The 20257-nt window shown below is 63.7% G+C and carries 20 protein-coding genes; 13 read left to right on the top strand and 7 right to left on the bottom strand.

Annotated elements, in window-relative coordinates:
* Positions 1–4 precede the first annotated feature (4 nt).
* Positions 5–385, bottom strand: a complete 381-nt coding sequence (aroH, locus tag KQ296_RS07915) for a chorismate mutase (RefSeq protein ID WP_011933794.1) — start codon at positions 383–385, stop codon at positions 5–7.
* Complete coding sequence (gene sppA / locus KQ296_RS07920) at positions 382–1194, bottom strand: signal peptide peptidase SppA (protein WP_011933793.1); 813 nt, start codon at positions 1192–1194, stop codon at positions 382–384. The genes aroH and sppA overlap by 4 nt, the downstream gene beginning before the upstream one ends.
* 53 nt (positions 1195–1247) lie before the next feature.
* Here sppA and KQ296_RS07925 point away from each other — a divergent pair, with 53 nt between their 5' ends.
* From KQ296_RS07925 to KQ296_RS07935, 3 genes are read left to right on the top strand one after another with little or no spacing between them, the layout of a single operon-like run.
* Positions 1248–2210: a DMT family transporter gene (locus KQ296_RS07925; RefSeq protein WP_011933792.1), complete on the top strand. Its 963-nt coding sequence runs from the start codon at positions 1248–1250 to the stop codon at positions 2208–2210.
* On the top strand, positions 2207–3313 hold the full coding sequence (locus KQ296_RS07930; protein WP_259726433.1) for a glycosyltransferase: 1107 nt from the start codon (positions 2207–2209) through the stop codon (positions 3311–3313). Before KQ296_RS07925 ends, KQ296_RS07930 begins: the two co-directional genes overlap by 4 nt.
* The gene (locus KQ296_RS07935; RefSeq protein ID WP_041428916.1) at positions 3310–5154 is read left to right on the top strand and encodes a glycosyltransferase family 39 protein; all 1845 of its coding nucleotides are present in this window, start codon (positions 3310–3312) and stop codon (positions 5152–5154) included. The genes KQ296_RS07930 and KQ296_RS07935 overlap by 4 nt, the downstream gene beginning before the upstream one ends.
* Here KQ296_RS07935 and KQ296_RS07940 read toward each other — a convergent pair.
* Positions 5148–5690 (bottom strand): DUF721 domain-containing protein, encoded by a 543-nt coding sequence (locus tag KQ296_RS07940; RefSeq protein WP_011933790.1) that lies wholly within the window; start codon positions 5688–5690, stop codon positions 5148–5150. The genes KQ296_RS07935 and KQ296_RS07940 overlap by 7 nt on opposite strands.
* Positions 5691–5773: 83 nt before the next feature.
* Between KQ296_RS07940 and KQ296_RS07945 the strand changes: the two genes are divergently transcribed.
* Genes KQ296_RS07945 through KQ296_RS07965 form a run of 5 tightly spaced genes read left to right on the top strand, consistent with a single transcriptional unit; the run spans position 5774 to position 9874 of the window.
* Positions 5774–6541, top strand: coding sequence for a PspA/IM30 family protein (locus KQ296_RS07945; protein WP_011933789.1), 768 nt, complete (start codon positions 5774–5776; stop codon positions 6539–6541).
* Between the two features lie 54 nt (positions 6542–6595).
* Positions 6596–6922 carry a thioredoxin gene (gene trxA / locus KQ296_RS07950; protein ID WP_011933788.1) on the top strand — a complete coding sequence of 109 codons (327 nt, stop codon included), beginning with the start codon at positions 6596–6598 and terminating at the stop codon, positions 6920–6922.
* Positions 6909–8102: an aminotransferase class I/II-fold pyridoxal phosphate-dependent enzyme gene (locus KQ296_RS07955; protein WP_011933787.1), complete on the top strand. Its 1194-nt coding sequence runs from the start codon at positions 6909–6911 to the stop codon at positions 8100–8102. Before trxA ends, KQ296_RS07955 begins: the two co-directional genes overlap by 14 nt.
* Positions 8102–8872, top strand: coding sequence for a biotin--[acetyl-CoA-carboxylase] ligase (locus tag KQ296_RS07960; RefSeq protein ID WP_011933786.1), 771 nt, complete (start codon positions 8102–8104; stop codon positions 8870–8872). Before KQ296_RS07955 ends, KQ296_RS07960 begins: the two co-directional genes overlap by 1 nt.
* A 30-nt stretch (positions 8873–8902) precedes the next feature.
* Complete coding sequence (locus tag KQ296_RS07965; protein ID WP_011933785.1) at positions 8903–9874, top strand: M23 family metallopeptidase; 972 nt, start codon at positions 8903–8905, stop codon at positions 9872–9874.
* Here KQ296_RS07965 and KQ296_RS07970 read toward each other — a convergent pair.
* The 3 genes from KQ296_RS07970 to KQ296_RS07980 are packed head-to-tail and all read right to left on the bottom strand — an operon-like array spanning position 9863 to position 12936.
* On the bottom strand, positions 9863–10603 hold the full coding sequence (locus tag KQ296_RS07970; RefSeq protein ID WP_011933784.1) for a response regulator transcription factor: 741 nt from the start codon (positions 10601–10603) through the stop codon (positions 9863–9865). The genes KQ296_RS07965 and KQ296_RS07970 overlap by 12 nt on opposite strands.
* A gap of 31 nt (positions 10604–10634) precedes the next feature.
* Positions 10635–11372 carry an ABC transporter ATP-binding protein gene (locus KQ296_RS07975; protein ID WP_011933783.1) on the bottom strand — a complete coding sequence of 246 codons (738 nt, stop codon included), beginning with the start codon at positions 11370–11372 and terminating at the stop codon, positions 10635–10637.
* Entirely contained in the window at positions 11365–12936 is a 1572-nt protein-coding gene (locus KQ296_RS07980; RefSeq protein ID WP_011933782.1) for an NAD(P)H-quinone oxidoreductase subunit N, read from the bottom strand. Before KQ296_RS07980 ends, KQ296_RS07975 begins: the two co-directional genes overlap by 8 nt.
* Before the next feature lie 127 nt (positions 12937–13063).
* Between KQ296_RS07980 and topA the strand changes: the two genes are divergently transcribed.
* The 5 genes from topA to KQ296_RS08005 are packed head-to-tail and all read left to right on the top strand — an operon-like array spanning position 13064 to position 19128.
* Positions 13064–15781 carry a type I DNA topoisomerase gene (gene topA, locus KQ296_RS07985; protein WP_011933781.1) on the top strand — a complete coding sequence of 906 codons (2718 nt, stop codon included), beginning with the start codon at positions 13064–13066 and terminating at the stop codon, positions 15779–15781.
* The gene (locus tag KQ296_RS07990; RefSeq protein ID WP_011933780.1) at positions 15781–16293 is read left to right on the top strand and encodes a hypothetical protein; all 513 of its coding nucleotides are present in this window, start codon (positions 15781–15783) and stop codon (positions 16291–16293) included. The genes topA and KQ296_RS07990 overlap by 1 nt, the downstream gene beginning before the upstream one ends.
* Positions 16293–16937, top strand: a complete 645-nt coding sequence (locus tag KQ296_RS07995; protein WP_011933779.1) for a DUF2232 domain-containing protein — start codon at positions 16293–16295, stop codon at positions 16935–16937. Before KQ296_RS07990 ends, KQ296_RS07995 begins: the two co-directional genes overlap by 1 nt.
* Positions 16909–18108 (top strand): nicotinate-nucleotide--dimethylbenzimidazole phosphoribosyltransferase, encoded by a 1200-nt coding sequence (locus KQ296_RS08000; RefSeq protein WP_011933778.1) that lies wholly within the window; start codon positions 16909–16911, stop codon positions 18106–18108. Before KQ296_RS07995 ends, KQ296_RS08000 begins: the two co-directional genes overlap by 29 nt.
* Positions 18109–18117: 9 nt before the next feature.
* Complete coding sequence (locus KQ296_RS08005) at positions 18118–19128, top strand: hypothetical protein (RefSeq protein ID WP_011933777.1); 1011 nt, start codon at positions 18118–18120, stop codon at positions 19126–19128.
* Here KQ296_RS08005 and KQ296_RS08010 read toward each other — a convergent pair.
* Positions 19117–20193: an aldo/keto reductase gene (locus tag KQ296_RS08010; RefSeq protein ID WP_050815938.1), complete on the bottom strand. Its 1077-nt coding sequence runs from the start codon at positions 20191–20193 to the stop codon at positions 19117–19119. The genes KQ296_RS08005 and KQ296_RS08010 overlap by 12 nt on opposite strands.
* Positions 20194–20257: the final 64 nt, after the last annotated feature.

Genomic DNA, 20257 nt, shown 5'->3' on the forward strand with positions numbered 1-20257 from the left:
GCTGTCAGCTGTGACCGGATCTGTCAGGCCGCAGGCGCGCCGCGCCGCGCAGATAGGGGTGATGGAGTGGCTGATCCCCTGGAAGCCAGGCGTGAGCCAGCAAGCGGATGCAGCGAGCGAGATCGCCATGAACCGCCATCTGCTGCACATCGAGCAAGGCGACGGTGTCCCAACCGGCACGATGCCGAGCCGTTGCGGCCGGGAAACAGGCATCGAGATCAGTCGTCACCGAGAACGTCACCGAGACGAGTTGATCGGGTTGCAGCTGGTTCTGCTCCATCAGGGCATCCACCAGTTCAGCCACGGCGTCGCTGATGGAGGCGGCTGTGTTGTCTGAACTGGTGGTGGCTCCGCGCAGGCCGCGCAGCTGCAGGGGAAGGGTCATGACCGGTGCATCCAAAGGAGTTGACCACTCAGCTCCAACTCCGCACTCAGCCGTTGCTGGACGGCGCTGAGCAATGCGGAGCCCGGGAGTCCCTGGAGCAGGCTTTTGCGCGGCTTCCCGAGGGTCACGGGCTTGCAGCGTTCCTCATCTAGATCGGCCAGTCGGGCCGCCAGAACCCTGGCCTGCTCTTCATCGCCAAGCTCATCCACCAGGCCAAGCTCCTTGGCTTGCGCACCGCTGAAGACCCGGCCGTCGGCAAACGCCTTCACCGCATCGGGCTCCAGGCCGCGGCCCTCAGCAACGGCCGCGACGAACTGGTCGTAGCTGCTGTCGATCAGGTCTTGCAGCAGCTGCCGCTCATCGGCACTGAGGGCCCGATCCGGCGAAAGGATGTCTTTGTAGGCACCACTTTTCACGGTTTCGAAGCGGATCCCGATCTTGTTCAGGAGCTCCGACAGATTGTTGCCGCGCAGGATCACGCCGATCGATCCCGTGATGGTGCCGGGATTGGCCACGATCGTTTCGGCTGCGACGCCCACGTACACCCCACCGGAGGCGGAGATGTTGCCGAAACTGGCCACCACCCGGCAGCCTTTGGCGCGCAATCTCAGCAGGGCGGCATGGATTTCCTGGCTGTCGCCAACCGTGCCTCCGGGGCTGTCGATGCGCAGCAGCAAGGCAGGAAACTCCCGCTCCTGCACCTCGCGGAGCGCCTTGAGAACCCGTCGGCGGGTGGACCCGCTAATGGCTCCTTCGATGGCGATTCTCGCCATGCGACGTCTGGATTTCCGGCGCCACGGCCACACCATGACTCTCCGTTCAACTCGCCGGATCTTAAAAAGGACCCTGTCGGCCCGAATTCATGTCCTCCCTGCAGCGCGGGCTGTTGATGGTTCTGCCCTTCGCCTTGTGGGGGACGGCCATGGCTGCAATGGCTCCCCTGGTGCATTCCGGAGGGCCAGCGCTGGTGGCCTGTCTCAGGCTTCTTCCAGCTGGTGCTGTTCTGCTGATTGCCGTGCCGTGGCTTGGTCGTTCTCTGCGCATCGACCCTGGCGATCGCGGCTGGTTTGTGCTGTTCACCCTCGTGGACGCCTTCTTGTTTCAGATCTTTCTCGCCAAGGGAATCGAAGGCACAGGTGCAGGGCTCGGGTCGGTGTTGATTGATTCCCAGCCCTTGATCGTGGCGCTGCTGGCGCGCTGGCTGTTTGCCGAATCCATCAATCCGTTCGGTTGGCTCGGCTTGGCGCTGGGACTGGCCGGAATCGTTTGCCTCGGGGTCCCCGCTCCCTTGCTCAACCACTGGTGGCTGGAGGCCGACCTGGCGTCCTGGGAGTCCGGATGGCAGTCCGGGACCGGCTGGATGTTGCTGGCTGCTCTCACCATGGCCCTGGGCACAGTGATCAGCCGCTTTGCTTGCCGTCGCAGTGATCCAGTGGCCGTGACCGGCTGGCACATGGTGGCCGGGGGCATTCCCTTGCTGATCTGGCACGGACTCGATCCGGCCACCTCCATGCTCCCTCCCTGGACCGGCCTGGACTGGGCTCAAATGGCCTATGCCTCCATCCTTGGCAGTGCCTTGGCCTACGGCCTGTTCTTCTGGTTCGCCAACCGTGAGGATCTCACCGGATTCACCACCCTGGGCTTCCTCACCCCTGTGTTTGCCCTCGCTTCAGGGGGGGTGCTGCTTGGAGAACGCCTGGCGGGCCTGCAATGGCTTGCCGTGTTGCTCGTGTTGGCGTCCGTGCTGTTGGTCAGTCAGCGGCAGAAGCTCTGGGATCCGCTGCTGCGCGCCGCTGCGCCCCAGCCCGGAGACTTGAAGGCATGACGGAGCGTCCCCTGCATCTGGTGCTGGTCAGCACTCCGATTGGTCAGCTCGGCAGCGGGCGCGGTGGAGGCGTTGAACTCACCCTCAGCTCGGTGCTGCGTGGCCTGGTGGGCCGCGGCCATCAGCTGTCGCTTGTGGCACCGGAGGGGTCGCGCTCGCCAGTGCTTGATGACACGGTGCAGGTTCATCCCTGCAAGGGAGTGGATCAGCCGAGCTGGCAGCATGCCGACCGTGGCGCACCGATGCAGATCCCCGATGACGGGGTGCTCCCCCGCCTTTGGGAGCGTGCCCTGGATCTGGGCTCCCAGGCTGATGCCGTGCTCAATTTCGGTTACGACTGGCTTCCCCTCTGGCTGACGCCCCATGCCCCTGCGGCCCTGTTCCACTTGGTGAGCATGGGGTCGGTTTCGCAGGTGATGGATCGCGCTGTGGCGGCGGTGGCCCGTTGGGATCAGCGCCGGCTCGCGTTTCACACCTGCCGTCAGGCCCAGGATTTCGACCTGGTCGCTCCGCCAGAGGTGGTGGGTAACGGGTTTGATTTGTCTCGCTATGACCTTCAGCTCGCACCATCGGGTCCATTGGGGTGGGCCGGTCGGGTCGCACCGGAAAAGGGGCTGGAGGATGCAGCGGCCGTGGCTGCGGCTCTCGGGGAAACGCTGCGGGTTTGGGGTCTGGTGGAAGACCACGCCTACGCCCAGCGTGTTGAGGCCGAAGTGCCGCAGGGCACGATCGAGTGGTGCGGCTTCAAGCCCACTGCGGAGCTTCAGCGGGAGCTTGGGGCCTGCCGGGCGCTTCTCAACACGCCCAAATGGAATGAGGCCTACGGGAATGTGGTGGTGGAAGCTCTGGCCTGTGGCGTGCCAGTGGTGGCTTACGACCGCGGAGGTCCCGGGGAGATCGTTCAAAACGGCGTGACGGGCTGGCTTGTCCCCCCCGACGACCGCGACGCCCTGACCCGCGCCACGCAACGGGTTGCTGCCATCGATCGACGGGCCTGTCGTGGCTGGGCGGAACAATGGGCGAGTCAGGACGCTCTCGCGATGCGCGTGGAAACCTGGATTCGCCGGGGTCTGTCGCCGATGGATGGCACCATCGTCCGATGACAGCGGATCGGCTTCAAACGATTGAGCTCTCGCCCCAGGTGCGGCGCCGAGGGCTCTGGTGCATCCTCGCGCTGGCTGTGGTGATCTTCATCTGGCAGCTGGGAAGCACTGGATTGGTTGATGAAACGCCACCTCTCTTCGCGGCATCCGGTCGCGCCATGGCCGAGACCGGCGACTGGTTGACCCCCCGGGTGAACGGCCTACCGCGTTTTGATAAGCCGCCCCTGGTGTATTGGCTGATGGGGCTGACCTACAGCCTGCCGGGTTCGGCGTCATGGGACCCCCTCGGCACCTGGGCTGCGCGCTTGCCCTCGGCCCTGGCGTCGATGGCGTCGATGCTCATGCTGGGTGACACGTTGCTTCGCTACCCGCTTGCCGGTGATGCGCACCCGCGGCGGACGGCGGTGGCTGCTGCGTTGGCCTTTGCGCTCTCCCCTCTGGTGTTGATCTGGAGCCGCACCGCTGTGAGCGACGCCCTGCTCAGTGGCACCCTGAGCCTCAGCTTGCTTTGCCAGTGGCGTTGCTACGCGAGTGGGTCCACCCGGCGCTGGTGGCTCGCTTGGGTTCTGCTGGCGCTTGCGGTGCTCACCAAAGGGCCCGTGGCGGTGGTGCTTACCGGGATCACCCTGAGCCTCTATGCCCTGATTCGCAGGGATCTTTCCGGACTATGGCGGCTCCTGCGCCCCATCCCCGGCTTGCTGATCACCGCTGCGCTCAGCCTGCCCTGGTATGTGGCCGAGCTGGTGGTGGAGGGCCAGCCCTTCTGGGACAGCTTCTTTGGTTATCACAACCTTCAACGCCTCACGAGCGTGGTCAATGACCATCTCCAGCCCTGGTGGTTTTTTGGCCCGGTGCTTGTGGTGGCGTCGCTCCCGTTCACGCCCCTGCTCCTGCTCGGCCTTGCCCGCTGCCTGGGCGCGTTTCGGGGCGGAGGATCCCGCCTGCAGATGCCAGCTGCGCAGAGCCTGCGCGATTTCGCGGCTTGCTGGGTGTTGTCAGTGTTGATTCTGTTCACCCTGGCGGCGACCAAACTGCCCAGCTATTGGCTGCCGGCCACTCCCGCCGCTGCCCTGGTGATCGCCCTGACGGCCCAGGCACCCTCACTCAGGAAGCGTCCACTGCTTCTGTGGATGTGGTTGTTCACCCTGATGCTCACCGCCGTGCTTGCGGCGGGTCTCTGGGTGTCGCCCCTCTGGATTCCATTGATTCAGGATCCGGAGATGCCCACGCTTCCCGCTGAGCTCCTGGCCAGTGGTTTGGTGCTCAGGGCGGCTGTTTGCTTCACGGTGGCGGCCTTGCTTGGCCTGATCACCTTGCTGCGGACCACCGATGGCCGCCTGCTCGCTGTGCAGGGTCCATTGGTGGTTTTTCAGCTTGTCGCGCTCCTGCCGATGATCGAACTCGGCGATCGCGTGCGCCAGCGTCCCGTCCGCCAGGTGGCTGGAACGGTGGCGAGCCAACGGCGACCCGGGGAACCCGTGGCGATGATCGGCGTTCTCAAACCCTCACTGCACTTTTATACCCGTCAAGTGGTGCTCTACGAGGGCAAATCGAAATCGGCACTGGTGAATCTGGCGGATCGACTCAGCCATGAGCAGCGCCAGGGATTTCAAGGCATCCCCCTTAACGATCCCAACAGTTCAGACACAGTGCTGGTGGTGATTGATGAACGCACCGCCGATCGGGATCACTGGCAGGGTTTGGCTCCTGAGATCCTGAGCCGCTCGGGGATCTATTCGCTCTGGCGCGTGGATCGCAGCCGGCTTGAGCAGCGCTCTGCAGCGCTGCGGGCGCGTGGGGTCGACCTCACCTGGAGGGATCCAAGGCCAGAGCGCTACTGATCAGCGCCGTTGGCCACCTGCGCGCCCAGGTCAGCGCTTCTGCAGAAGCTGCAGTGCCCCCAGTAGGCCATCTCTCCCATCGGAGCCGGTGATCCGCAGCGCGGGCAGGTGGCCATTCCATGCACATCCGATCGGCTGGGATGGCGGTTCCACTCGTCGAGAGGGTCCCCGTGAGCAGTGCGGCGGGCCGTGTGGTGCTGGAGGATGCGCAGATCGCGCACGGGGTGCCCGGCGCCGCGGATGGCAGCAAGGAGTTGAAGCTTGCTGTAGAGCAGAGCCTGGCGCCACTGGGGGTGGCTGGCTCCCACGCTGAGCACCCCTTGTCTCAGGGTGAGGGGCCGGCAGTGTTCCGCCAGGGAGGGGCCTGCCAGTTTCGGCCAGTCCTGCCATAGCGCTGCCATCGAACCGTCCTGACGCCATTGCTGGTTCAGTCGGTCCAGGCATCCCCGGATCGACTGGGCCGGCTCAGGGGGTGCCGGCATCAAGAGCTCACCCTTGCCGAAGCGGCGTCGCTGCGATTTCGGTGCCCTTCCCATGGCCGATCTGAGATCGATCTCGTGACGATAGAGAGGATTGGCGAACCCTCTCGCTAGCCTCTGACCACTGCTAGCCCGGATCCATGGGTTTCTTTGATCGGCTGAGCCGTCTGGTTCGCGCGAACGCCAACGCTGCAGTTAGCAGCATGGAAGATCCCGTCAAGATCCTCGATCAGTCGGTGGCTGATATGCAGGCTGACCTGGTGAAGCTGCGTCAGGCGGTCGCCATGGCCATTGCCAGCCAGAAGCGCCTGCGCAATCAGGCCGATCAGGCTGAAACCCAGTCGCGCACTTGGTACGAGCGGGCTGAACTGGCGCTGAAGAAGAACGAGGAGGATCTGGCCAGGGAAGCCCTGACCCGCCGCAAGACCTTCCAGGAAACCGCCACCTCCCTGAGCAATCAGGTGAAGGCCCAGGAGGCGCAGGTGGAGACCCTCAAGAAGAGCCTTGTGGCTCTCGAAGGCAAGATCGCTGAGGCGCGCACCAAAAAGGACATGCTCAAGGCTCGCGCCCAGGCCGCCCAGGCGCAGCAGCAACTGCAGAGCGCTGTGAATGGCATCGGCACCAACTCCGCCATGGCCGCTTTTGAGCGGATGGAAGACAAGGTTCAGTCGATGGAAGCCACCAGTCAGGCGGCGGCTGAGTTGGCCGGAGCAGACCTGGAGAGCCAGTTCGCCGCCCTGGAAGGTGGCAGCGATGTGGATGATGAGCTCGCGTCGTTGCGGCAACAGCTTCAGGGCGGGCCTGAGGCGGTGGCCCTTCCCCAGGCGGATGACAAGGTGCAGCCGGTGAAGGTTGCCGAGGTGGATCAAGACCTTGAGGAACTGCGGCGATCCATCGACAAGCTCTGATCGCCTGAGCAGCCCCTTCTGTCCATAGGATCAGGGTTGTGTTGTTGTCTTGCTGTGTCTGCTGCTGTTTCCGACTACACCGATGCCGGATTTGATCAGGACGTCCTGAAGGCATCCGGAACAGTTTTGGTGGATTTCTGGGCGCCCTGGTGCGGTCCCTGCCGTCTCATGGTGCCTCTGATGGACTGGGCGGCCGAAACCTATGCAGGGCGTCTGCAGGTGGGAAAGCTGGAAGTGGACGGCAATCCCGCAACCCGCGATGCCTACCAGGTGCAGGGCATTCCAACGTTGATCCTCTTCCGTGATGGTGCGGAGATCGCCCGTCACGAGGGGGCCATTGCCCGACCTCAGTTGCAGGCTTTCCTGGATGCTCACCTCTGAACGCCTGGCCCGGCTGGGCAGTGGTGTTTTCGACCGCAATGATCGCCGCAAAGCGCAGTACTGCCTTGGTGATCGTCATCCCCAGCAGCCGCTGATCGATCTGTCCTTGGGGTCGACCGATCTGGCCCCACCCGCTGAGGTGATCGCGGCCATGGCCACGGCCCTTCAGGAACCCGTCAGCGCGTCCTACTGCCTGCATGCTGGAACCGAAGCGTTTCGCCATGCAGCGGCGGCTTGGTGCGAGCGTCGCTTTGGTGTGGCCGTGGATGCTGAAACTGAGGTGCTCCTGTTGGTCGGGTCCCAGGAGGGAACCGCCCATCTGCCGATGGCCGTTTTGGATCCTGGCGACAGCGCCTTGATCCTCGACCCTTCCTATCCATCCCATCGCGGAGGCCTTGAACTGGCGGATGCACGAATTCACACCCTGCCGCTTCAGGCTGAGAGGGGATGGGCTCCCGACTTTTCCGCACTCACAACGGAGCAGTGGAGGCAGCTACGCCTCATGGTTCTGGGCTTCCCCCACAACCCAACCGCCTGCACAGGAGATCAGACATGGCTTGATGAAGCGATGGCCCACTGCCATCGCCATGACCTCGTGCTGGCGCATGACAATCCCTACGTTGATCTGGCGCTCGAGGGTGAAGCGCCCGCTCTTCTGCGCTGCCCCCATTGGAAAGAGCGGGGAATCGAGTTCTTCTCCCTCTCTAAGGGCTGGTGTCTAGGGGGATTCCGTCTGGCCTTCGCCGTGGGGGCTGCACCGCTGATCAGTGCTCTTCGTCAACTCAAAGGAGTGGTGGATTTCAATCAGTGCCGCGCCTTGCAGCAGGGAGCGGTGCTGGCGCTGGATCGCCACGCTGATTGGCCTGGATCCCTGCGCCCTGTTTACCGGCAACGCCGCGATCGCATGCTGAGCGCCTTGGCAGGGATCGGCTGGTCGGTGCCTGAGCCCTCCATGGCCCTGTATCTGTGGATGCCGCTGCCACCCTGGGTTCATTCCCGGGGCTGGAGTGATGAACGGCTGGCCGCTGAAGTGTTGGAGCACTGCGGCGTAGCGCTCACCCCTGGGTCAGGCTTCGGAACTGCGGGAGCTGGCTGGCTGCGACTGGCCCTGGTGCGGCCTGTGATGGAGCTCGAAGCTGCTGTCGACCGGCTTGCACCCTGGTGGGCGCTCCAGAGCTGATGCGGCCGTTGGTCCGAGGAGGTGCGCCCGTTCTCAGGGATCTGCGCCGTCGCGGCAGCTCGCACTGGAGGCTGAGGCACGTGCAGGTCTGCACCAGTACGGAACTTGAGCTGGTGCGTTGGTTGGAGCGCCAAACCTGGAGCGGTGGTCAACCCCGGGCTGTGTTCGCCACCCATCAAACCCAGAGTCACGGCCAGCACGGACGGGTGTGGCTGGCGCCGCGGGGGGGGCTGTGGCTCAGTGCGGCCTTGCCCTGGCCCCATCCGATCCAGGCCACAGGATTGTTTGGTTTGGTGGTGGCCCTGGCGCTGGCAGAACAGCTCGAAGCCCAGGCTGTGCCGGTGTGCATCAAGTGGCCCAACGACCTGCTGGTGCACTCCAGAAAGCTGGCGGGGATTCTGCCCACCTTGGTGTTTCGCGGCAGTCGGGTCCGGCAAGCCCGCATCGGGATTGGACTCAATGTGTGCAATGCCGTTCCCTCCGGTGCCGTGGCCCTGAAGCAGCTGTTGCCCCGTGGGCGCTGCCGCCTGCGGAGCTGGCAAAGCGCGGTGCTGCAGGCCCTCGACCGCTCGATGGATCTCGCCGGCGACCCCGCGTTTGTGGTGCGGGAAGTGGAGCGTCGGCTCTGGAGCGATCGGGTGCGCGACCCCCGCAGTGGCGACGATTGGCAGGTTCAGGGGCTGGGTCTGGATGGACGCCTGCTGCTGGCTCAGGGCAACCGGACCTGCAGCTGGACCCGGTGGGGTGACAGCCAGGGCAGAAGTGTCTAAGTTCTCGCACGATGAGATCGCTTCGATCCGTTGGCTTTTCGCTGGCTTGCTGCACCGATCCTTCTCACGCTGCCGCTGGCACCCGAGGTTGAAACGCCGGTGGCACCTCCACTGACGTTTGATCACTCCCTCGACGCGCTTGAGCAAAATCGTGTGATCACCCCCCAAGAGCGACGGCAGATCGAAACGGGCTCGGGCGTGACACGCCCGATCGATGTGCCCGCCTTTCAGCAGGCTTGCCGTACGGGCGCCCTTTCGAAGCAGGAATGCAGTGAGGGTGTGGCTGTGCGTGGTCGAGATCGACGCCGTGGTGCCCGTGTGGTGCTCAACGGACGTGATGGACGCTTCAGTGGTTTGGGACGGCGCAGTGCGGATGGTCGCCCGCTGCCGCCCATCTCCGTTCCGGTGTCAGCGCTGCTTGCTGGCTCAACGGCTGGCTTCCGCCTTGAATCAGTGTTTGCGGTATCTCCCCGTCCGGCTGCGATCCCTGGCAACGGCAACCGCAAGCTTCTGTTCCCCATTCTTGGATCGGCCATCACTACCAGTGAATTCGGATGGCGCATGCACCCCATCGTGGGGCAATGGCTGATGCATGCAGGCAAGGATTTTGCTGCTCCAGAAGGGACGCCGGTTGTGGCAGCCCTGTCAGGAACGGTTCTGAGCAGTGGCCTTGCGGGCGGATATGGCATCGCTGTTGAGCTCGATCACAGCAATCCGTCACGGCGGACGCTCTACGGACACCTTTCCGAGATCTATGTGAAAGCGGGCGAGGCCGTGCGCCAAGGTGAAGTGATCGGGCGTGTCGGCAGCACCGGCCTCAGCACCGGACCCCACCTTCACTTCGAACTGCGCCGCCCCGACGGTGACGGTTGGGTGGCGACCGATCCCGGCGATCTCGATCTCAATCCACTCACCGCATCGGGGGACGATGCGGTGTCGTTGCTGGTTGGCCAGCTGATGAACAGTTTGGAAAGGCCGGGCGCCTCAGCGTCAGGAGCCTGAAGCGCTCGCCTCCTCTCTGAGGATGAACCCCACCCCTCGCACGGTGTGAATCAAGGTGGGAAGGTCTTTTGACTCCACCTTTTGTCTCAGATAGCGGATGTAAACATCGAGAAGGTTGTCGTCGCCATAGAAGTTTTCTCCCCAGACTCCGCGCATGATTGCAGCGCGTTCCAACACCTTGCCCTGACCGCGCATCAGGAAATTCAGCAGTTCGTACTCCTTGACTGAGAGCTGAATCATCCGTTCACCGCGGTACACATCCCTGGTGATGGTGTTCATGCTGAGGTTCCCAACGCTGAGGGTTTCTGGTTGTGGCCCATCACCGTTAACGGCCGCAAACGTGATCGCGCGGCGTTGCATGGCCCGCAACCTGGCCATCAATTCCTCGATGGAAAAGGGCTTGATGAGGTAATCATCCACGCCCGCATCCAGGGCCGTGACCCGATCGGAGATGTCGTCATGCCCCGTGAGCATCAGGATTGGGGTTGTGACACCACTGGTTCGAATTCTTTGGCAGATGTCGATGCCACTGAAATCGGGCAGATTCCAATCCAAAACAATCAGATCTGGGCCAGGTGTTTCGCGGGCATGGAAGAGACCTGATGCGCCATCGGAGGCCACAACTACGTCATACCCTTCCACCTCCAGCTCCATCTTGAGAAGGTCCGTTAATCGGGCTTCGTCATCCACCAGAAGGATGCGGATGGATGGAGCAGGAGCAGCTCCCATGCGAACCATTTCTGTTGCCATCACACCTTAATCAGGGGTGATGGCCAGGACCTGTTGTTGGTTCTGGGATCTCCCAGCGTTCCACCTGCCCGTCCCGGAAATGGGCCACGCGCTCAGCGCGGGCGGCCACATCGTCCTCATGGGTGACCAGCACTACGGTGATGCCCTGGCTGTGCAGGCTGTCAAACAGATTGAGAACGTCGTCTGTGGTGCGCGAGTCCAGGGCCCCTGTCGGCTCATCGGCGAGCAGGAGCGCGGGTTGATTGATGATCGCCCGGGCGATGGCCACCCGCTGCTGCTGACCTCCAGACAGTTGATTGGGTTTGTTCTCAAGGCGATCCCCCAGCCCAACCCGCTCCAGGGCTGCACGGGCGCGATCCCGTCGCTGGTTCACATCAATGCCGGCATAGATCATCGGCAGCATCACGTTCTCCATGGCGGTGGCATGGGGAAGGAGGTGGAACTGCTGGAACACGAATCCCAGTTCCTGATTGCGCAGATCGGCGAGCGCATCATCATCGAGCTGCTCGACCGCATGGCCATTCAGGCGGTACGACCCGCTGGTGGGCCGATCGAGGCAGCCCAGGATGTTCATGGCGGTGCTCTTGCCGGATCCGCTGGCACCCATCACGGCCAGGTAATCCCCCTGCAACACCGTTAGGTCAAGACCATCCAACGCACGCACCTGGGTGTCTCCGGAGCCATACACCTTCTCGACAGCCCGCAATTCCGCGACGGGTCTGCGTTCGGATGGGCTGGTGTCAGCCAAGGGATGATCCGTTCACACTGGCGATCGCCTGTTGCAGCAGAGGGGTACCGGCCACCGCATCACTGGCCCACTGGAACAGGGGATTGGAGAGAATGCCGCCCACTGCTGTCACAACAACACAGGTCACAAGGGCAACGCGCAGGGGAGGGAGCCCAAGGGTTGACCACTGCACAGGGGGGTAGGCCTTCACAGCGTCGGACGCCTCCTGGGGCTCTTTCACCACCATCATCTTGATCACACCGATGTAGTAGTAAATCGAGATCACCGAGGTGATCAAACCAACCACCACAAGCACGTATTGGTGGTCAGCCCAGCCGGCGAAGAAGAGATAGATCTTGCCGAAAAAGCCGAGCATCGGAGGAATTCCCCCAAGGGAGAGCAGGCACAAACTGAGTCCGAGCGTGATCAGTGGATCCTTCTGATAAAGGCCCGCATAATCAGCGATCCGATCGCTGCCTGTGCGGATCGAGAAGAGGATGATGCAGGCGAAGGCGCCCAGGTTCATGAACAGGTAGGCCGCCGTGTACAGAACCATGGCGGCGAAGCCATCTTCGGTGCCGCACACCAGGCCGATCATCACGAAGCCCGCTTGGCCGATGGAGCTGTACGCCAGCATCCGCTTCATCGAAGTCTGGGCCAACGCCACCACGTTCCCCAGGGTCATGCTGAGCACGGCCAGCACGGTGAACAGCAGTTTCCACTGCGTGTCGAAGCTGCCGAAACATCCCACCAGCAGCCTCAGGGCAAGGGCGAAGCCAGCAGCCTTTGAACCCACGGAGAGGAAGGCGACCACAGGCGTTGGTGAGCCTTCGTAGACATCAGGCGTCCATTGGTGGAACGGGACGGCAGCGATCTTGAAGGCCACTGTGGCCAGGACAAACACCAAGGCCAGGGCGGCCAGCGGGGTGGGGCTGGAGAGGAGTGCCTGCCCGATCGCTTCCAGGCTGGTGGATCCACTCAGGCCGTAGAGCAGGGAGGAGCCATAAAGGAAGACCGCGGCCGCGGCCGATCCAACCAACAGGTATTTCAGAGCGGCCTCGGAGCTGCGGGCGTCGCGCTTCATGTAGCCCGACAACAGATAGCTGGCGACGGACAGGGTTTCCAGCGACACGAACACGCTCACCAGATCCGTCGCTCCGCAGAGCAGCATTCCGCCGAGGGTTGCAGCCAGGAGGATGCCTGCGTACTCACCAACGGGGGTACCGCCCTGTTCGGCGTACCGCCAGCTGATCATCAGCGACAGCAGGGTGGAAAGCGCCACGACCGCCCGGAAGGCGATGGCGAGGTGGTCGGGAAGGAAGGCGCCGAGGAAGGAGGGTTCCAGGGGGGCATTCCACTGAAGCGCCAGCAGCAGGAGCGCAGTCCCCAACCCCGCGTAGCAGATGGGGGGAACCCAGCGCGTGGAGACCTTTTCGCCGGCCAGATCCACCAGCAGGGTGGCCAGCATGGCGAGCAGAACCGCACCCTCTGGTGCAACAGCACTCGCATTCAGCGAGAGATTGAGCAGCTCACCAGGAGCTGCCAATGCCGGGGTGGTTAGAAGCAGAGCACCCATCTCGGGCATGGCGCGCGCAGGGCAGAGCAATAGGGGGGACTGTAGCGGCGTTGCCGATCAGGCTTGAGATCATTGGTGAATTCGCTGCAGCCGGTGCGGCGGTGCGATAAAGAAGGGGACGGTTATCGGCCCGCCTGTGGCGCACACCCTGGTCATCGTTGAGAGCCCTACCAAGGCCCGCACCATCCGTGGATTCCTGCCCAAGGCCTTCCGGGTGGAGGCGTCCATGGGCCATGTGCGTGACCTTCCGAACAACGCCAGCGAGATTCCGGCGGCTCATAAAGGGCAGAAATGGGCCAATCTCGGTGTCAACACCGAAGCCGACTTCGAGCCGCTCTACGTGGTGCCGAAGGACAAGAAGAAGATTGTTCGGGAGCTCAAGGATGCGCTGAAGGGAGCGGATCAGCTTCTGCTGGCGACGGACGAAGACCGCGAAGGCGAAAGCATCAGTTGGCATCTCCTGCAGCTTCTGGCCCCCAAGGTGCCTGTGAAACGGATGGTGTTTCACGAGATCACCAAGGAGGCGATCGGGCGCGCTCTTGATCAGACCCGGGAGCTCGATATGGAGCTCGTGCATGCCCAGGAGACCCGTCGCATCCTCGACCGATTGGTGGGCTACACCCTGTCGCCACTGCTGTGGAAGAAGGTGGCCTGGGGGTTGTCCGCGGGCCGCGTTCAGTCGGTGGCTGTGCGCTTGCTGGTGCAACGGGAACGGGCCCGAAGGGCGTTCCGAAGCGGCAGTTACTGGGACCTCAAGGCCGCGCTTGAGAAAGCTGGCACGCGTTTTGAAGCCAAGCTCACCCACCTCGAGGGGCAGCGCATTGCCACTGGCAATGATTTCGACGAGAGCACCGGTGGTCTGAAAGAAGGCAGCAAGGTGCGGTTGCTCAGCGAGGAGGAAGCCCGCAAGCTGTCCGCCGCTGTTGAGGCCGCGGACTGGAGCGTGACGGCCGTGGAGGAGAAACCCACGGTGCGTCGCCCAGTGCCGCCCTTCACCACCAGCACCCTTCAACAGGAATCAAACCGGAAGCTGCGGTTGTCGGCGCGGGAGACGATGCGCTGCGCTCAAGGGCTCTATGAGCGGGGCTTCATCACCTACATGCGAACGGATTCGGTGCATCTGTCGGATCAGGCCATCAGCGCAGCACGCAGCTGTGTGGAATCCCGCTACGGCAAGGAGTACCTCAGCAAGTCGGTGCGCCAGTTCAGCACCAAGTCCCGCAATGCCCAGGAAGCCCATGAAGCGATCCGCCCCGCCGGCGAGAGTTTCCGGGCTCCCCAGGAGACGGGCCTGGACGGGCGGGATCTGGCCCTGTATGAGCTGATCTGGAAGCGCACCGTGGCCAGTCAGATGGCTGAGGCGCGTTTGACCATGCTCTCGGTGGATCTCAACGCTGCCGACGCCGTGTTCAAGGCCAGCGGCAAGCGCATCGATTTCCCGGGATTTTTCCGTGCCTATGTGGAGGGCAGTGATGATCCTGATGCGGCCCTGGAAGGCCAGGAAGTGCTGCTCCCCTCGCTGAGTGTTGGCGACGCACCATCCCTGAAGGAGGTGGAAGCTCTCGGCCACCAGACCCAGCCACCAGCGCGGTTCAGCGAAGCGTCTCTGGTGAAGATGTTGGAGAAGGAAGGCATCGGCCGGCCCTCCACCTATGCCTCGATCATCGGCACGATCGTGGACCGTGGATACGCCACCCTGCTGAACAATTCCCTCACCCCGAGCTTCACCGCCTTCGCGGTGACATCGTTGCTTGAGGAGCATTTCCCTGATCTGGTGGATCCGGGGTTCACGGCCCGGATGGAGAACACCCTCGACGAGATCTCCCATGGAACCGTGCAATGGCTTCCCTATCTCGAGGGGTTTTACAAAGGTGACCAAGGGCTTGAATCCCAGGTTCATCAACGGGAAGGGGATATCGATCCCGGTGCCTCCCGCACCATTGATCTCGAAGGCCTGCCGTGCGTGGTGCGGATTGGTCGTTTCGGTGCCTATCTGGAGTCGAAACGCGTCGGAGACGATGGCGAGGAGGAACTGATCAAGGCCACGCTGCCGAGGGAAATCACCCCCGCGGATCTCGATGCCGACCAGGCGGAATTGATCCTCAAGCAGAAGGCCGATGGCCCTGAAGCGTTGGGCGAAGATCCCGAAACCGGCGACCTGGTGTATTTGCTGTTCGGGCAGTACGGCCCTTACGTGCAACGCGGGCAGGTGAGTGATGAGAACCCGAAGCCCAAGCGAGCGTCGCTGCCCAAAGGGGTGAAACCTGAGGACCTCAACCTCGACGACGCGCTTGGCTTGCTGCGTCTGCCGCGTTTGCTTGGCGAGCACCCTGATGGTGGCAAGGTTCAGGCAGGCCTCGGTCGTTTCGGTCCCTACGTGGTGTGGGACAAGGGCAAAGGCGAAAAGGACTACCGATCGCTGAAAGGGGATGACGATGTGCTGGCCGTTGGCCTGACCCGTGCCCTTGAGCTGCTGGCGATGCCCAAGCGTGGCCGCGGCGGTCGCACAGCCCTCAAGGACTTGGGGAAACCGGAGGGAAGCGAGGAGACCATTCAGGTGTACGACGGCCCTTACGGCTTGTACGTGAAGCAGGGCAAGGTCAATGCTTCGCTGCCTGAAGGCAAGGGTGCGGACGACATCACCCTCGAGGAAGCAGTCGAGCTGCTGGCCGCGAAGGCCTCAACGAAAAAATCCAGCAGTCGCAAATCCGCGGCTGCCAAAAAGCCGGCGGCGAAGAAACCTGCCGCCAAAAAACCAGCGGCGAAACCAGCGGCGAAAAAGCCCCCGGCCACCACCAAGTCGGGACGGCTCCGGGCGAGTGCGGTGCGGGTGATCCGGCCCGCTGATTCCTGATGACCCTGAGGCTGCTCCCCGGGGTACTGCTGGCGTTGATGCTTCTGCAGGCCTGTGACGGCACGCCGTTCGGCCAACGGCTGTCGGACAGTTTCGACGATCCAACCTCCCAGCCGGCAGCAGAAGACGCACCGCGACCCGTTCAGGCCAAGGCCGAGCAAGGGACAACCGAGTCGGAGAAGGACAAGCCAGAGAAGGACAAGCCCGTGAAGGCCGATCCAGTGGCTGATTCAGGCCAAGAGGATCCAGGCACGGCTGACTCCCTGGACAGCAAGGCGGTGAACAGCCAGGCAGGGGTGGCTGAAGCCAATCCTCCTCGCACCACCAGCGGGCGCACGCTGCCGTATCGCATCACCATCCGACTGTCGTCGGCGGATCCAGCCGCGCCGGCTGAGGGCGTCACCGAGGCCCTGCGCAAGGCCGGAATTGGTTTTGAAGTGGAAACCATTGAGAAAATCTCCACGGCCCAGCCGGCTGCGCCCATGGATGACCGATCCGCTGCAACGCCCTGATGCCTCCAGCTCTCAGCCACCGACAGGCTCTGCGCATGATGGAGTGCTCGTATTTGGCGGCCGCCGCTGCTCTGATCTGGCTTGCCCTTTACTACCTCCCAGTGGGTGGCTCACTCTTCCGGCTGGCTCTTCCCCTGCCCCTGGCCTTGTTGACGGTGCGTCGCGGTGGCCGTGCGGGCCTCGAGGGACTGGCGGTCTCGATTCTGTTGCTGATCGCCTTGATGGGGCCCGTTCGAGGCCCCTTGATGCTCTTCCCCTATGGATTGCTATCGCTCTGGCTGGGCTGGTGCTGGCAGCATCGGCAGAGCTGGTGGATCAGTTGGGGCTTGGGTGTGGTGATCGGAGCCGCTGGTTTTTTGGTGAGAGTCGTGGCGCTCTCCTTACTGGTGGGTGAGAACCTCTGGGTTGTGATCACCCGAGCTGGCGCCGGGCTGCTCGATCGCCTGCTTGAGCTGCTTCAGCTCCCGCTCGCGCCGGATTTGCTGTTGGTGCAAGTCATGGCCCTGGTTCTGGTGGTTATTCAGCAGCTGATTTATGTGCTGGCCCTCCATGCCTTGGCCTATTGGATCTTTCCCCGGCTGAAGGCTCCAGTGCCAGAGCCGCCCCGTCTTCTGCATGGTCTGGTTGCCCTCGATCCCCTCTGAGCTCCCTGCCGGCTGTCGCCGGTTGACAGGGGCATCCCCGGGAGCCGGAGCCACAGCCCTACGCAACCGCTGGCAATCCCAGGCGTTACCCACGCCGGACTGTTTGCTGGTGCTCGCCTCCACCCGCTCCGCTGAGGTTCCAGGGATCTCCGCTGCTGGATGCACGGCAGCAGCGCGTCGCACCACGGCTCTCGCCGATGCCGAGCTGCTGATTCATGGCCCGGGTGTGCCTCCGCGCTGGCCGCTGCCCCCGCTCCCTGCAGGCGTGTCACCAGCGTTGATCAGCAGGGTTGTTGCCGAAACAATCCCGCTCAATCTCCAGGTGGCAGCCCTTGGGCTTGCGATTGAGCCTCCCTTCCCCCATCTTCGCTTCGAGGCCCCGCGCCATGGTCCTGCGCGCTGCATCAGCGGTGGTGCCGCGATGGACCCCGAGCGAGTGGACCAGCTGATCCACCGGGGGACACGCATGGGCCGCAACCTGCGCAGGCCCCTGGTTTTGGCGGAGTGCGTGCCGGGTGGGACCACAACGGCGCTGGCGGTGCTCACGGGCCTCGGTCTTCCTGTGACCCAACTCGTGAGTGGAAGCGCTCTGCATCCACCGATGGCGCTCAAGCAGGAGCTTGTCGCAGAGGGGCTGTCGGCGATCGCGCCTGGCACCACTGATCCGCAGGCGCTGCTGGCGGCGGTTGGGGATCCTTTTCAGGCGCTCACGATGGGTGTGTTGCTGGGGGCGGTGGAGAGGGATCAACCCATCCTTCTGGCCGGAGGCAGCCAGATGGTGGCGGTGCTGGCTCTTGCGTTGGCAGCGCTGCCAGCACACCAGCGGCAACTTCTCTGCCACAGGGTGATGCTGGGGACCACGGCATGGTTGGCGACGGAATCGCTGGAGTCAGCGACCGGTTCCTCATCCCTCGAAGCCCTGCTGCTTCGCCTTGAACAGCACTTCGGCATTGCCTTGGAGGCCTATGCAGCGGGGTTGCGGTTCTCCCACAGTCGCCATCAACAATTGCGCGACTTTGAATCCGGTTACGTGAAGGAAGGGGTGGGTGCCGGGGGGCTGGCCCTGCTGGCGGCCTTGCGCGGGGTGGACCACGGCACGCTGCTGCAGGGGTGTGACGATGCGATGGATCGGTTGCTGCAGGCCCAGGGTCGGCGTCCGCCCGCCCCTTAGGTTCGGGTCATGAAGGCTGCCCCGTCCTCCCCGCCACTCCTGCGTCGAAGGACGTTGCTGCAGATCGGTGCTCTTGGCCTGGCGGCAGGCCTGGCGGGGTGTGCGCAAGGGAGGAGTAGGCCGACGCTCCGTGCCCCGGCGGACATTCTTCCTTCGCTGTGGCGTCGCCAGCTCCCTGCACCCTGGCGGTTTGAACCCCTGAGTGGATCAACGCCGTTCCAGACCCCTTGGCCCAATCCCACGGATCTCCTGGCCCTGACGGATGGCTGGTGGTCGTCGCTGACTCCAGATCAGCTTCAGTCGGTGGCCGCTCCTGCGCTGGCCGCCAGGCTTGGAGCGCTTGGCCAGCGCTTCCTTGAGGACGCTCCACCGGAATGGAGGTCCAAGCTTCTTCCGGTGGGCGTCAGTCCCTATGTGCTGGTGTTTCGCCGCGAAGGTCGGGCGCTTCCGCCGGCGGACGACGGTTGGATGACCTTGCTGGATCCGGCCCTCAAGGGCAAGGTTCTGCTGCCGGCCAGCCCACGCCTGCTGATCTCCCTGGCGGATCACATGGATCGTTCCGATGGGCTTCGTCGCCTCAGGCAGGCGGCCATCAGCTTTGACGATCGCTATGGCCTTAATTGGCTTCTGCAGGGCGATGCCCGGGTGGCTGTGCTGCCTCTCCAGCGCTGCATGCAGGCTCTGAAGCGGGATCCTCGCCTCACTGCCGTGCTGCCCAACAGTGGATCTCCCCTGCACTGGACTCTGCTGGCCCGGCCTGCGGACACGGCGGAGCCCCTGCCTCAGGCCTGGGTGAGCGAGGCCTGGACACCTCCTTTGCTCACGCGCCTTTTGGCTCAGGGTTGGATTCCGCCACTCCCGCGCGAAGAGCTTCTCGAGGCAGGTGGTCGCATTGCAACCGATCTGCGCGATCTCGTGCTTCCTCCTCAGGAGGTCTGGCTGCGCGCTTGGACCCTCTACCCACCCACCGCTGCTGAGGTGCTGCGTCTGCAGCAGCGATGGAGCACCTCAGCCCCATAGGCGCCGTCGCGGCGCCGCGGCAAGCCTGCGGTGGGTGTCACCGAGCAGGTTGGGAATCGGCAAGTGATGGGGACAGCGCGGCAGACAGTCGCCGCAGTGTGCGCAGGCATCCGCCTTCACCGTTTCCCACCAGTGCCCGGCTCGGCCGATCAGGTTGTAACGCTCTTCCGCGAACTCCCTGAGATCGTGGCCAAGGGTCAGATTGCGCAGTCGCAGCAACTCGGGAATCGGCACCTCGCGCGGACAGGGCAGGCAGGCACGGCATTGCGCGCAGAACTCCGTGCCTAAGCGTTCCTTGCGCAGTTCTTGCAGGCGCGCAAGAACTGCAGCTTCCTGCTCGCTCAGGGGGCCGTCCTGGTTGGCGAGTGCGGCGGCCAGGGTCAGGTCGCTGGCTCTCTCTGCTCCCAGCGTGAGTGTGCTCACGCCTGCAGCGAGCAGAAAGCGGTAAGCCAGTGCCAGGGGAGTGAAGGGAGCGCAGTCGCTGATCAGTTGATCGCTGGGTGCCTGCAGACGTCCGCCCTTGTCGGCCGGGGAGATGGCGAGCACACCCATCTGCTGGCTTAAAGCTTCGGCTGCCAAGGGGATGCGCTGCGGATCCAGAACGTGCAGGTGAAGGCCGCAGAAGCGGAAGCGACCGCTTTGGATGGCTTGCTGGATCAGCGCGTTGGATCCATGACTGGTGAAGCCCACCTGCCCAACTCTGCCGCTGGTCAGTGCCCAGTCGATCAGCTGTGCCCCATCACCGGTCAAAGCCCAGTGGAGATGCTCTTGCCGGTTGATGCCATGGATCGCCAGGTTCTCAAGCCGGGGACGATTCAGCCGTTCCAAGCTGGCATCAAGGGCTCGACGCGCTTGGTCGAGGGTCTGACCGGGCAACAGTTTGCTGGTGATGACCCAGTCGCCCTGTGCAGGCGTGGCCCCCTCCTGATCCAGCTGCTTGAGCGCTTGTCCCAGAAAGGTCTCCGCTGGACCGTAGGCCGGTGCTGTCTCGACGTGGTTGATGCCGGCGTCGCGGGCGCTGCGCAGCACAGACAGCATCTGCTCCGGTGATTGCAGCGCTCGCATCGTTCCGAGGGTGAACAGGCTCACCGCGGGGCCGTCGCCGAAGGCGCGCCGCTGGGTCAGTGGC

This window comes from Synechococcus sp. CS-197 (genome assembly GCF_025128215.1).
In the GTDB taxonomy this organism is placed as follows: domain Bacteria; phylum Cyanobacteriota; class Cyanobacteriia; order PCC-6307; family Cyanobiaceae; genus Synechococcus_C.